Raw genomic sequence first — 12113 nt, 5'->3', positions numbered from 1 at the left:
CCGTTTATTTACCCTGTCCGACCTGATGATTCCCGGCCGGCTGTTCACCCCTGGGGTCACTCATCTGACGCTCTCGTGCAAGGCCGATACGTCTTTCCCGCATCGAGCCAAACGCATTGTCCTTTCAACGCCATGGCACGGCCCATTGCCTCTATCAAGCGTCTGACAGCTGACGTAGACAGGCACTGAGCCACGCCTCGACGGCTTCGGGATCCTTGAGGCGATACATCGCTCGCGTGTCACCCTCCCCCACCTTGATGGAGTAGCCGTCGAGTGCATTGACGGCGGCGAAACCATCCTCGTCGGTCAGATCGTCGCCGATGAACACTGGCGTTCGTGAGGCAAAGGGCGCCTCCTTCATGAACTGATGGATCGCCTCCCCCTTGTTGCAGGAGGTGGTTCGCAGCTCGAAAACGAACTTGCCACCATGCATCGTCAAGGTTTCGCCCAATGTACTGCGCAGATGCTGTAACTGCCGCTCAATGACCTCGAGCTTGTCGGGAGCGTTGCGATAGTGCAGCGCGAGGCTCGCCCCCTTGTCCTCCAGTTCCAGATCGGGATGCGCCTCGAGAAAGCGGCTCAGCTCTTCGCGAGCCTTCTTCAGCGTGTCGTGATCGGGTTCGTTCAAGGAATAGCCGTTAACGCTATCGTGACGCTCGGCCCCGTGCTGCCCCGCCAGAGGCAGTTCGAGAGGCGACAACAGTTGCGACAGATTCTCGATGGAGCGTCCGCTGACGATCGCCAGCGCTCCATTCAACTGTTCATGCAGCGAGCTCAGCAGCTCGAGCAGGTGCATTTCGAGCACAACGTCGGTGGGCTTGGCCATGAGCGGGCTCAGCGTCCCGTCCAGATCGAGAAACAACGCCCAGGCATCACGCGTGTAGGGCAAGGGACATGAAAGGAACGTCTCTGCGTTCGACATTGACAGGTCATCCTCCTTGAGCCTGAGAGAGCTTGGTCATGGTACAGCGATGATCGGATCGAGAGCTCCTCTCTTTTCACTGTATAAAAATCATGCGCCATACGCCAGCGTACCGTAACGCTGGGTCAGCCTGACGATTGCATTGCTCGCAGGCCATCAGACAGGCAACATGCCGTCTCGATTCGGTCACCACAAGGATGCGCAATGCTTGCCGAACTGTTTGCCGTCATGGCGCCCGTCCTGTTTGGTGCCGGTATCGGTTTCTTCTGGGTCCGTCTGGGCTATTCCTATCCCACGGACTTCGTGACCCGACTGGTCTTCAATGTCGGTACTCCCTCACTGATTCTCGCCTCGCTGGCCAGTACCCATATCGAGCCTCATGCCTTTGGGCAAACCATGCTGGGCACGCTAGCCGTACTGGCGGTCATGGCCATGGGGGCCTTCGGCATGGCCAAGCTGCTGGGCAAGGATTGGCGGGTGGTGATATCGCCGATGATGTATCCCAATACTGGCAACATGGGGCTGCCGGTATCCCTGTATGCCTTCGGCGAGGCGGGATTCGCTTATGCGGTAACCGTGATGATGACGGTGGCGATGGTGCAGTTCACGTTTGGCGTACTGGTGACCAGCCGCCGCAACCCGTTGAAGGTATTGCTGCGCACACCCACGATATACAGCATCGCCATTGCCGTCGGCCTGATGCTCTCGCATCAGGAACTGCCCAAGTGGATGGCCAATACGGTGGGGTTGTTGTCGGGCCTTACCGTACCGTTGATGCTGATCACCCTCGGGGTCTCATTGGCCGGCATCCAGGTGAAGGGGCTTCGGGCAGGCCTGCAATTCAGCCTTCTGCGCACCGTGATCGCCGCATCGGTGGCACTGGGAATCGGCTATCTTTTCGATCTGCCGCCGTTGGCACGAAGTATCCTGGTGCTACAGATGAGCATGCCCGTGGCCGTCTATAACTATCTCTTTGCTCAGCGTGCGCAGCGAGAGCCGGAGTATGTCGCCAGCCTGGTGTTCTGCTCCACCCTGCTGGCGTTGGCGTACCTGCCGCTGCAGCTGGCTTTTCTGCTCTGACCGGGTAGTCTTCGCCCGCCCCGTCAGACATCGGCATCACTGCGACTGGGAGGGTGCTTCCATCACACTGGTCGTCTCGCCCTGATTCCCTTGAGAGCTTTCCAGACCCTGTTGGATACCGCTCTGTCCGCTGCGAGTGCTGCCTTCGCCCTCCAGCGTGCCGGCATCCTGCCCCATCGCACCGCGCTGCTTGCCGCCCTGGGCCGGTATCTCGCCGCTCAGCTCAGGGGAATCCTTGTTGTCATCCGGGCTCTCGCTCTGCTCGGCATCGGTATCGTATCGCGTATCGGATTGGGCATCCTTCACATCGTCGATGGAGACATCGCTCGAATCGCCGGACTCGTCATCTCCGCACCCGGCCAAGCCCAGCCCTGCAGACACCAGCACCAGTCCCGCCATTACCGTCCTCAAGCGTTTCGTGTCCAACATACCTCCTCCCATACCAGATTCATCCTTGATGCGGAACATGTCGCGATCATTCCAATAAAGCCTCAAGCTACCGGAACTGCAAGCGGCACGAAACAGAGCCGACAGGCACCTGTCGCTGGACGCAGACGACACGCCATGATGGGATACGAGGCACGCCCCTCTCATGAGAACGCCATGGAACTCAACGCCTCGACACTCGACCCCGCCATCCTGTATCGCCTGCTCAGCGGAAGCATCGCCCCGCGCCCCATCGCCTGGGTATCGACCGTCAATGGCAAAGGGCAGGCCAATCTCGCGCCGTTCTCGTTTTTCAATGTCGCCAGCGTCACGCCTCCCGTGCTGGCCTTCTCCCCCCTGCTGGGAGAGGCCGGGCACCCCAAGGACACCGTTCGCAATCTGCGCGAGATTCCGGAGTGCGTGGTGCATATCGGGGGGGAGCCCCTCATCGAGGCGCTCAACGCCACCAGCGCTTCACTGGCGTATGGCGAAGATGAATTTCTGCATGCCGGTCTTGCCAAGGCTTCTCTGGGCAAACTGCGCGTGCCGCGTATCGCCGCGGCCCCCGTCGCCTTCGGCTGTCAGTTGCACAGCATTGTCGAGTTCGGTCAGCAGCCCCGTGCCGGTTGTTTGGTACTTGCCGAAGTGGTGACGATCCATGCCGAAAATACCGTCTGGGATGGGCGTCATATCAACATCGATACCCTGCAACCCGTAGGGCGCATGGCCGGTGCGGATTACGTCCGCTGCACCGATCTGTTCTCCCTGCAGCGCCCGGCGTAAGGGACGAGGGCGTAAGGGACGAGAAAGCCCCACGTTCATGCGGAAAAGCCCCATGCCTCGGCTCACCGGCATGGGGCGTCTCTATCGCCGAAGTCCTGCCGCACCACAGCGCGGCGCATCTTTTCTGACGCTCGATCGGACCTTAGCGCTGCTCGTCCGGCTCCTCCTCGGTCAGAGAGCCGCCTGCCGTACCACCGGCAGTGGTGTCGTCGAAGGAGTCCTGATCTGGCGGCTCTGACGTTTCTCCAGTCCGGGAATCATCTTCCGTGCTGTCTGCGGGACCGGACTCGCCGCGCGGATCCATGGTAACGGCTTCATCCCGTTCAAGGTTGCCGCCTTCGAGCACTTTATGCTCACCTTCATCATCAAGCACACCCTGCTCATAGGCCGGGCTACCGGCTGCCGGCCCCTCATCCTGCTCAGCCGAGGGTTGGTTGTCGGTTGGCTCAGGCGCCTCATCCTCACCACACCCCGCCAATGCCAGGCTTCCCATCAGACACAAGCCGATCAGTAATTTCCTTGGCTTTCTTGCCTCACTCATGCTGCTTCCTCCCTGTTTTCGCTCCGAGCATGGCGTTTCGCTAATTGCGATACGGTCATGGCGTACAACACGAAGCCTGTTCACCACCCTTCTCCCGATGGGACGGAACTATCTATTGGAACCCCTAGCTACTGGAACACCTAGCGCTTGGAACACCTAGAAAATAGCCAATTATTCACAAGCGGCCAACATTCATGATGGACCGTAAAAAGACACTTCCGTGCCCCGACCATGGGAGCGAAGAACGTATCGGCTTGAAAAAGCATGCAGGCGTTTTACCCTTAAGATGCAGAGATGGCGATTCGCAGAGGCTGGCAGGGAAATGCCAAGCATTTTGCTGACAGGGCACTAATTTCACAATTTGCCATCGAAACAGATGTGGAAACACGTCCACTCTATGTACACATGGATAAGCAAGGAGCACATCACATGCGTCGACAGCTCAATCCCGTTCTGATTACCGCTCTCGTTGCTGGCGGGCTCACCGTGGGCAGCCATGTAATGGCCCAGAACCAGCAGCAGGGCCAAGCCCAGCAGGGAACGAATCAGCTTCAAGGCCTGTACTCAGCCGATGAATTGCTGGATGCCGATGTTTATCTCGCCAGCAATCGCGATGAAGATATCGGTGATGTCGAGGACATCCTGCTCGGCGAAGACATGAGCGTTCAAGGGCTGATCTTCGAGGCGGGTGGCGTCCTGGACATCGGTGACAAGGATTTCGTAGTCGAGAAGGGTCGGTTTACTGTCGAAACCGATGACAGCACTACCCTCGACGATCTGACCTACCGTGTCTATCTCGACATGGACAGGGAAGAGATCGAACGATTGCCCGAATACAACAATGAGTGGTGGAACCGGGCCAAATCCCAATCCGCTCAGGCTTGGCAAAACACTCAGGAAGGCGCCGCCAGCGCTTGGGAGAACACGAAGGAAGGGGCCGCCAGCGCTTGGGAAAGCACCAAGGACGTCACGTCCGACATCCTTGATAATGCCAGTGAAGCGATAGACAACGATCGCGACAATTAAGCTTCAAGGGCATGGCATGACTTGCTGCCAGAACGCGGCAGGTCATGCCGTCCTTTCTCTATTCTTCCATGGAATTTATAGAAAGAAACCTGTAGAGAGTTCTGTAGAAAGCAGCCATAAAAAAGGCCACCTTAAAGGTGGCCTTTGGCGCTCGGCTTCTCTCGAGATCGGCGGTTACTGCTGCTGAGCCATCTTCTGAACACGCTGCATCAACTGCGGATCCTGCTGGATCGCCTGGCCGATATTATTGAATTCCTCGATGCTCATACCGCTGTCCTGCACGGCCTGAACCATTTCGTCATTGGCTTCCTGACGAATCTGCTGCTGGGAGGCTTCATCCTGTGCGTCTTGCAACTGACCTGTGTATTCCTGAGAGATCCGGGCAATCTCCTGGGAAACATCGGCGAACTGCTGAAGCTGCTCGTCGGAGAAATTCTGCGTCTGGGACTGGGTGGTACCCGCGCTACCGGCCGCACCGGAACTTTCCTGAGCCATAGCGGATCCAGCGGCCATGGTTGTGGCGAGCACAGCTGCCGACAGGAATGCAGTGATCCGTTGCATGAAGAACCTCCAAAGGTATTGCCGTGTGTGTACCAAGTGTGACGCATTCACGCCCGCTTAGTTCCACCTTTCTTGTAACATATTGAAAAATTAAATGTAAATTCAACCTGGCCTTGTCGCAGAACAACGACAGCCAGCGCAATCACTAACCGCGAACCCAATCGACCATCGCTTGGATACCGTGGCGCAACGTATCGAATGCAGGGCGATCCACCCAGGCGCCTGCATCCGGCGCGTCCTCGCCCATGAGGCTGTCACCATCGAAATCCACGTAGGCGAGCCTGACCGTCAACTGGTCGGGGGCGCACCCGAAGGCTGACCCTGGCAGCAAGGCCACGCCCAGCTCTTCGAGCAGGCGCGACGTCAGTTGGGCACTGGTCGTGATATCGCGTGCTGCCAAACGGTCCCGGTGTGCCTCGAAATCGGGAAACAGATAGAAGCCCCCCTGGGGCGCATGGGTCCGAATTCCGGCTTGGTTGAGCTGCGCTGCGCACCATTCTCCGACATTGCGAAGGATATCCCGCTGGCGCTGCACATACTCGCGCAGTGCCGGTGTCGGCGTGTAGGCCGTAACGGCCGCTTCCTGGACGGGGCTGGCCACGCTCGACCAGGTTTCGGAGGCAATGCCTCGCATGCGTGCCAATACTTCGTCGCCTAGCGCCGCGGGGATATGCGCCACACCCAGGCGCCAGCCCCCGGCGCCGCACCACTTGGACAGGCCGCTGGTCGTCACCGTGGCGTGCGGGTAGTCCCGGGCAAAGGCCCGATGCTCGCCCTGATGATGCAGCATCGCGTAGATTTCATCGGACAGCACCAGAACGCCATGCCGATGTGCCACGTCCGCCAGGTCGCGCTGTGTCGATTCATCCATCGACAGGCCGGTGGGATTGCCCGGTGCGTTGAGAATCAGCAGTCTCAACCGGGGGCCACCCGCCCGGCAATGCGCATCGAGCTGTTCCGGCGTGATCTGCCAGCGCGTGGCAAAAGAAGTTTCCAGACGCACCGCCCGCTGTCCGGCCATCCTGGCCTGCGGTGCATAGGAAACCCAGGCCGGCGCGGGAATCACGATCTCGGCCGGCGGCAAAGCCCTCATCAGCGCGAACAGCAACAGCTTGCTGCCCGGCGCAATCATGACCCGCTCCTCCTCCCATGGCGTGGCGTCCATGCGGCTCTGGAAGGCCGCCACCCGAGAGCGCAACGCCGCCAGGCCCTGCACCGGCAAGTAGGCCTTGTCGCCGGCATGCCGGGCCAGAGCCTCGACCGCAGGCCCGAATACCGGAAATGGCGACTGGCCGAAGCCGAATTTGACGATACGACGCCCCTGCGTCTCCAGCAGCCGGGACTGTTCGTTGATCAACAGCGTGTCGGAGGCGCGTGTCGCCTCCCTGGCATCGTCATAGCCGCCTTGCAGCCACGCTGCGGCATCGAGTGACGGCTTGCCAGGATGATATGTCGGATCGGGATTCATGTGGCGACCTCCTGCAAGGCGCTGGAAAAGGTTATTCGATGTCGAGACGTCCGATCAGCGCTTCGCGTCGGCGGATGCTGCTGACGGCCTCGCCCCCCATGGCATGAGCGACGCGCGACAGCAGCATTTCCGCCAGCAGGAACAGGCTGCTCATCGGATTGAAGAAGAACGGGCCCTCGGCAGGCGCCACCAGCAATGTGTCGGTCAATCCTGCCAGTTGCGCGTTGTGATGGTTGCTCAGCGCGACCAGCGATGCGCCCTGTTCCGTCGCCAGGCGGCAATACTCCACGCTGGTGCGGGTTTCCGGTCGGAAGGCGATGCCGATCACCAGATCCTCCTGCCCCAGGCGCAGCGCATGTTCCGCGCCGATGCCTGCCTGCAGAGACACCAGCTGTACCCCGTCACGCAGATAATCCAGGTAATACGCCAGATAATGCGCCGCGCCGAAGCTGGCGCGCAGCCCGACCACGTGAACACGCCGAGCCGCGATGATCCGTTGTACCGCCGCCTCAAGGCGCGTCGCATCGAGTCCTTCCACCGCTGCCGCAAGATTGGCCATCTCCTGCTGCCACAAGGCCGAGTCCATCCCCGACTCACCCGGCATCGCCTGCGGCGTCTCGCCAAAGTCGAGCAGCCGCTCCGCCCGCGTCGAATAGAAGGCGCTTCCTGCCAGGTCGTCGCGAAATAGCGCCTGTAGCGCCTTGAATCCGGGCAGGCCCAGCGCGCGTGACAGGCGCGTCAGGCTGGAAGGGTTGACGCCATGACGCTCGGCCAGCCGGGAAATACTGGACAGTCCGGTCTCCTCCGGTGACGCCAGCAAACCTTCCAGCAGTGCCAGCCCCTTGGCGGACAGTTTCAACGCCACTGCCTCGCCGCGACGGGCACGCAGCGCCAGTATCTGCAGATCGGCGTAACGCTCGGGAGGCAGGGATATGGACGAGACGGACATTCAGGACTCCGACAGTGACTCGGTGATGTCTACTCTAGGCGCCTCAAGACAGGTAATCAAATAAATTTCCATCTATGGAAATTTATTTTCATATCAAGACAACATGATGACGCTTGCCACGGGCGTGACGCCAATCAGGCCGCCACGAGACGCCGGGGTGAGGTCGAATGGGAAAGGCAGGAAAACAGCAGTCGGTCGATGAACCGGGCAGGCAGACCTCGGCCCAGTGGCAGGCTCATGCCCGCCACATCGCCAGTTGCTTCAGATGTGTCTCGCGTGCCTGCCCCGCCGTCACGGGCTGCAGGCGAACCGTTGTTCCCGGCAGACACTGTGCGAGCCGGGTACAGGCCAGCGGAGTCAACGCCCCCAGACGCGGATAGCCGCCGATCGTCTGGCGATCGTTGAGCAGCACGATGGGCTGGCCGTCGGCAGGCACCTGAACGGCGCCGAGCGGAATGCCTTCGGAAATCATTCCCTCGCCGACGCGCTGTAGGCACGGGCCGGTCAGGCGAACCCCCATGCGGTCGGCCCGGCTATCGACGCGCCAGGCGCTGTTGAAGGCGGCAAACAGGCTGGCCCCGGTGAACTCGGCAATCTGGGCGCCGGCAACGAGTTCAAGCGTCACCGGCTCATCCGACCCGCCCGGCATGCCGGGTAGCGGTACCGGCAGGGTGCGCGGAGCGCTGCAGTCTCCCGACCAGACCAGCCGGTCGCCGTCGGCGAGCGGGCGTCCCTCTCCATTCAGCCCGCCGAGCCCCTCACGCATCACGCTGGAGACACTGCCCAGCACCGGGACGACGTCGAGCCCGCCGGGAAAGGCGAGATAAGTCCGCAACCCGGCGCGGGGGTTGGCGAAGACGAGTCGCTGGCCGGGCGCGATGGTGAAACTCTGCCCGGGTTGGAGCGCCGTCCCCTCCAGCGTGGCGCCCAGATCGGCTCCGGCCAGGGCGAGCCGCGCCGACGATTCGGCGCGTAGCGTCAGTCCTCCCACGGTGATTTCGAGCCCGGGCGCATCCGGCGCGTTGCCCAGCAACCAGTTGGCCCAGCCCAGCGAAACCCAATCCGCCGCGCCTCCCTGCGTGACCCCCAGATGGCGCACGCCGAAACGGCCGCCATCCTGGACCAGCGCCAGCGGGCCGGCGCGCTCGACGATCAGAGCATTCATTGGCGCTTGTTTCATGGCGTTCATTCCCTTTCTTCCAGCGGGGTGGGATCCCCCCCTTGGGCGAGAAACGCCTCGCGGGAAATGGCCTCGAAGCGTACCTTGTCACCGGGACGGAACAGGCTGTAACCCTCGCGGCCGCGATCGAACAGCGCTACCGGCGTGCGTCCGAGAATGTTCCAGCCGCCGGGCGAGCGCGACGGATAGATCGCGGTCTGCCGATCGGCGATACCCACACTGCCTCCCGCGACCTTCTGACGTGGCGTCTTCAGGCGGGGCGTCGCCAGCGCCTCCTCGACCAGCCCCATGAAGGCGTAACCGGGCGCGAAGCCCAGCGCGAAGACGCTGTAGTCGCGTCCGCAGTGGCGGGCGATGACCTCCTCGTCACGCATGCCCAGCCGCGCGGCGATGCGCGGCAGCTCCGGACCGACGCTTTCGTCGTACCACACCGGAATCACGTGACGCTGCCCGCCGCTCCCGGCTACGGGCACCAGGCCTTCGAGGGCCTGACGCGTGCGCGTGCGCGCTTCTTCAAGCCCCATGCGCCGGATGTCGTAGTGCACCAGCAAGGTGGTATAGGAGGGCACGAGATCGATCAAAGCGTCATCGAAAGCAACGCGCAGCGCCTGATCGGCGGCGAGTAGCCAAGGCATGTTGGCTTCGTCGATGCCCTCGAACAGGCGCACGATGAGGCTATCCATACCCACCGTTTCCAGCCGTGGATTCAGCGGCCTCGTCATGCCCGCTCCAGCGCCTGGAACGCCTCGCGGATGGCTCGCACGGCGGCCACCGACTCGGCATTATCGCCATGGACGCAGAGCGTGTCGGCGGGCAGCGAGAGCGTGCTGCCGTCATTGGCCGTCAGCGCCTCGCCCTTGGCCAGCCTCACCGCCTGGGCGACGATCACTTCGCTATCGTGATGAACGGCACCGGGCAAGCGGCGCGAGACTAGATGCCCCTGGGCATCGTAGGCGCGGTCGGCGAAAGTTTCGAACCACAGCGTCACGCCCATTTCCTCGGCCAGTGCCCGCATCGATGTCGGATCGGCGGTGGCCATGACCAGTAGTGGCAGCGAACGATCGTAGCGAACCACCGCCTGCATTGCGGCACGCAGCAGTTCGGGATCGCGCGCCATGTCGTTATAGAGTGCGCCATGTGGCTTGACGTAACTGACACGCGCACCTTCGGCGCGACAGATGCCTTCCAGCGCGCCGATCTGATAGAGCAGCATGTCCTCGACTTCACGCGCAGAGCATGCCAGCGAACGACGTCCGAATCCTTGCAGGTCCGGATAGGCAGGGTGCGCGCCGATACGCACATCATGTTCCACCGCCAGCGCGACCGTGCGGCGCATGATACCGGGGTCGGAGGCATGAAAACCGCAGGCGATGTTGGCGCAATCGACGAAGGGCATGACCTCCTCGTCGAGGCCTATTTTCCAGTTGCCGAAACTTTCACCCATGTCGCAGTTGAGAAAGGGAAGGCGCACGAGAGACCTCATGATTGTTGTCCGTCTGGTCGGCTTCACTTTAGGGAAAGCCCAGCGCAAGGGTCCAATCGTTTTTCACGATGCATGATATCGGTCTGGTCTTTCATGGCGTTCACTTTCGAAACGAGTTGACGCCGGGCATTGGCGGGTTGAAGAATCAGGCATTCCGCCTTCTGCAAATGACGGAAGCGCTTTCCATATCCGGACACGTCAATGTCCGCCACCGCTCTAGCGAGGATGCCCCATGGCTGTCAGCGATCCGTTCCATCTGGCCGTTCAGGTCCGTGATATCGACGAAGCACGCCGCTTCTATGGTGATTTCCTGGGCTGCCCCGAAGGTCGCTCTTCCGACTCCTGGGTCGATTTCGACCTCTATGGTCATCAGTTCGTCTGTCACCTGAACCCGGCGCTGAAAAGCGCGGGTGTGGCCAGCCACAAGAATCCGGTTGACGGCCACGGCGTACCGGTGCCGCATTTCGGCGTAGTGCTGGAGATGAATGCCTGGCAGGCCCTGGCCGACAAGCTGCGTGACCACGGTGTCGAGTTCGAGATCGAGCCCTACATCCGCTTCAAGGGTGAACCGGGCGAACAGGCCACCATGTTCTTCTATGACCCTTCGGGCAACGCGCTGGAGTTCAAGGCCTTCAAGGACCGCGAAACCCAGCTGTTCAGAAAGGCCTGAGGCCAGCCAAGACCGCCCCCGCACATGCCGATATGCGCTTCGCATGCGCGGGGCAGGATACAAAACGATGTTCGATTTCAAGGAACTCGAGGCGTTCGTCTGGGTGGTGCGGCTGGGCTCGTTCCGCAAGGGTGCCGCCAGGCTGCACATCACCCAGCCGTCGATCTCCGACCGCATCACTCGTCTGGAAGCCAGCGTCGGCGAGTCGCTGCTCGAACGCTCGGCTCGTCCCGTGCAGCCCACCTTGCGCGGGCGCGAGTTCTTCGTCCATGCCGAGCGCCTGCTGAACGGACGCGAGGAAGCGATGCGCCTGTTTCAGGACGAGGAGGCCTTTTCCGGTACTCTACGCCTAGGTGTCATCGAAACCATCGCCAGCAGTTGGTTCCCCGCCTTCATGCGCCGGTTGGCCAAGCGTTACCCTCAGCTGACCATCGAACTGACAGTGGATATCTCGCCCTTTCTGCATCGCCGTCTGGCCGACAACGATCTCGACATGCTGTTTGCCATGGATGGTGTCGCAGCGGGGATTTCCGCCGTGCAAACACCGCTGTGTACCTATGAAATGGGCATGTTCGCCGCCCCGGCACTGGCCGCTCGGCTGAGAGATGGCGGCCGCGAGGCGTTTGCCCAGGCGGCCTTCATCTCCTTCAGCAAGCAGGCGCGCCCCTACAGCGAACTGGTGGCCTATTTGGCGGCGCATCGCGTCGAGGCGCCCAGAATCCACTGTTCGAGTACGCTGATGACCATCATGCGCATGAGCATCGAAGGCCTGGGCATCGGCGTATTGCCGGTCGCCACGGTGCGAGACGCGATAGAGACGGGAGAACTGGAGCGTCTGTCCCTGGAGGAGCCGCTCCCCCCGATGATCTACGAGGCGATCTGGCGCAGCGCCAACTATCCGAGTTTCTGCGCCAGCGTGGCACGTCTCGGCAAACAGTGCGCAGCGGACTACGCACATGATCATGAAACTCTTTCATTACCTTTCGCGATGAAAGACTACGCCGATACTTGACATAAGAATTAA

Annotated in this window: 14 protein-coding genes; 5 read left to right on the top strand and 9 right to left on the bottom strand. The window is 61.4% G+C overall.

What is annotated here, in order from left to right; genetic code table 11:
- Positions 1-154: 154 nt before the first annotated feature.
- Positions 155-922 carry a trehalose-phosphatase gene (otsB, locus tag ACYQ12_RS05175; protein WP_459868681.1) on the bottom strand — a complete coding sequence of 256 codons (768 nt, stop codon included), beginning with the start codon at positions 920-922 and terminating at the stop codon, positions 155-157.
- Positions 923-1126: 204 nt separating this feature from the next.
- Between otsB and ACYQ12_RS05170 the strand changes: the two genes are divergently transcribed.
- On the top strand, positions 1127-2002 hold the full coding sequence (locus tag ACYQ12_RS05170) for an AEC family transporter (protein ID WP_459868678.1): 876 nt from the start codon (positions 1127-1129) through the stop codon (positions 2000-2002).
- Between the two features lie 36 nt (positions 2003-2038).
- Here ACYQ12_RS05170 and ACYQ12_RS05165 read toward each other — a convergent pair whose 3' ends face one another.
- Positions 2039-2431 carry a hypothetical protein gene (locus ACYQ12_RS05165; RefSeq protein ID WP_459868675.1) on the bottom strand — a complete coding sequence of 131 codons (393 nt, stop codon included), beginning with the start codon at positions 2429-2431 and terminating at the stop codon, positions 2039-2041.
- A 135-nt stretch (positions 2432-2566) separates the two neighbouring features.
- On the opposite strand from ACYQ12_RS05165, the gene ACYQ12_RS05160 reads away from it, so the two are divergent.
- A complete protein-coding gene (locus ACYQ12_RS05160) occupies positions 2567-3211 on the top strand; it encodes a flavin reductase family protein (protein ID WP_459868672.1) in 645 nt (214 codons plus the stop codon).
- 142 nt (positions 3212-3353) lie between these two features.
- Here ACYQ12_RS05160 and ACYQ12_RS05155 read toward each other — a convergent pair whose 3' ends face one another.
- A complete protein-coding gene (locus ACYQ12_RS05155; protein ID WP_459868670.1) occupies positions 3354-3752 on the bottom strand; it encodes a hypothetical protein in 399 nt (132 codons plus the stop codon).
- Positions 3753-4046: 294 nt separating this feature from the next.
- Between ACYQ12_RS05155 and ACYQ12_RS05150 the strand changes: the two genes are divergently transcribed.
- Complete coding sequence (locus tag ACYQ12_RS05150; RefSeq protein ID WP_459868668.1) at positions 4047-4778, top strand: PRC-barrel domain containing protein; 732 nt, start codon at positions 4047-4049, stop codon at positions 4776-4778.
- Between the two features lie 174 nt (positions 4779-4952).
- On the opposite strand, the gene ACYQ12_RS05145 is transcribed toward ACYQ12_RS05150, so the two are convergent.
- The 6 genes from ACYQ12_RS05145 to ACYQ12_RS05120 form a co-directional block, all read right to left on the bottom strand.
- Entirely contained in the window at positions 4953-5339 is a 387-nt protein-coding gene (locus ACYQ12_RS05145) for a DUF4168 domain-containing protein (RefSeq protein WP_459868666.1), read from the bottom strand.
- A 145-nt stretch (positions 5340-5484) separates the two neighbouring features.
- The gene (locus ACYQ12_RS05140) at positions 5485-6807 is read right to left on the bottom strand and encodes a pyridoxal phosphate-dependent aminotransferase (RefSeq protein ID WP_459868664.1); all 1323 of its coding nucleotides are present in this window, start codon (positions 6805-6807) and stop codon (positions 5485-5487) included.
- A 31-nt stretch (positions 6808-6838) separates the two neighbouring features.
- Positions 6839-7756 carry a MurR/RpiR family transcriptional regulator gene (locus ACYQ12_RS05135; RefSeq protein WP_459868662.1) on the bottom strand — a complete coding sequence of 306 codons (918 nt, stop codon included), beginning with the start codon at positions 7754-7756 and terminating at the stop codon, positions 6839-6841.
- Positions 7757-7991: 235 nt separating this feature from the next.
- Positions 7992-8936 (bottom strand): 5-oxoprolinase subunit C family protein, encoded by a 945-nt coding sequence (locus tag ACYQ12_RS05130; RefSeq protein WP_459868660.1) that lies wholly within the window; start codon positions 8934-8936, stop codon positions 7992-7994.
- A 5-nt stretch (positions 8937-8941) separates the two neighbouring features.
- The gene (locus ACYQ12_RS05125; protein WP_459874469.1) at positions 8942-9646 is read right to left on the bottom strand and encodes a 5-oxoprolinase subunit B family protein; all 705 of its coding nucleotides are present in this window, start codon (positions 9644-9646) and stop codon (positions 8942-8944) included.
- A gap of 8 nt (positions 9647-9654) precedes the next feature.
- Complete coding sequence (locus ACYQ12_RS05120) at positions 9655-10407, bottom strand: 5-oxoprolinase subunit PxpA (protein WP_459874468.1); 753 nt, start codon at positions 10405-10407, stop codon at positions 9655-9657.
- A 244-nt stretch (positions 10408-10651) separates the two neighbouring features.
- Here ACYQ12_RS05120 and ACYQ12_RS05115 point away from each other — a divergent pair, with 244 nt between their 5' ends.
- Together ACYQ12_RS05115 and ACYQ12_RS05110 are read left to right on the top strand one after the other, a co-directional pair.
- Positions 10652-11089, top strand: coding sequence for a VOC family protein (locus ACYQ12_RS05115; protein WP_459868658.1), 438 nt, complete (start codon positions 10652-10654; stop codon positions 11087-11089).
- A 67-nt stretch (positions 11090-11156) separates the two neighbouring features.
- Positions 11157-12101, top strand: a complete 945-nt coding sequence (locus ACYQ12_RS05110; protein WP_459868656.1) for a LysR family transcriptional regulator — start codon at positions 11157-11159, stop codon at positions 12099-12101.
- Positions 12102-12113: the final 12 nt, after the last annotated feature.

Source organism: Halomonas shantousis, assembly GCF_054654615.1.
This window is presented reverse-complemented; position numbering and strand designations above follow the sequence as displayed.

Bases quoted from the DNA above. Each gene is read 5' to 3' on its own strand.
- ACYQ12_RS05165 (WP_459868675.1), bottom strand. From the start codon at position 2,431: ATGTTGGACACGAAACGCTTGAGGACGGTAATGGCGGGACTGGTGCTG.
- ACYQ12_RS05170 (WP_459868678.1), top strand. From the start codon at position 1,127: ATGCTTGCCGAACTGTTTGCCGTCATGGCGCCCGTCCTGTTTGGTGCC.
- ACYQ12_RS05135 (WP_459868662.1), bottom strand. From the start codon at position 7,756: ATGTCCGTCTCGTCCATATCCCTGCCTCCCGAGCGTTACGCCGATCTG.
- ACYQ12_RS05140 (WP_459868664.1), bottom strand. From the start codon at position 6,807: ATGAATCCCGATCCGACATATCATCCTGGCAAGCCGTCACTCGATGCC.
- ACYQ12_RS05155 (WP_459868670.1), bottom strand. From the start codon at position 3,752: ATGAGTGAGGCAAGAAAGCCAAGGAAATTACTGATCGGCTTGTGTCTG.
- ACYQ12_RS05130 (WP_459868660.1), bottom strand. From the start codon at position 8,936: ATGAAACAAGCGCCAATGAATGCTCTGATCGTCGAGCGCGCCGGCCCG.
- ACYQ12_RS05145 (WP_459868666.1), bottom strand. From the start codon at position 5,339: ATGCAACGGATCACTGCATTCCTGTCGGCAGCTGTGCTCGCCACAACC.
- ACYQ12_RS05115 (WP_459868658.1), top strand. From the start codon at position 10,652: ATGGCTGTCAGCGATCCGTTCCATCTGGCCGTTCAGGTCCGTGATATC.
- ACYQ12_RS05110 (WP_459868656.1), top strand. From the start codon at position 11,157: ATGTTCGATTTCAAGGAACTCGAGGCGTTCGTCTGGGTGGTGCGGCTG.
- ACYQ12_RS05150 (WP_459868668.1), top strand. From the start codon at position 4,047: ATGGCGATTCGCAGAGGCTGGCAGGGAAATGCCAAGCATTTTGCTGAC.
- ACYQ12_RS05160 (WP_459868672.1), top strand. From the start codon at position 2,567: ATGATGGGATACGAGGCACGCCCCTCTCATGAGAACGCCATGGAACTC.
- otsB (WP_459868681.1), bottom strand. From the start codon at position 922: ATGTCGAACGCAGAGACGTTCCTTTCATGTCCCTTGCCCTACACGCGT.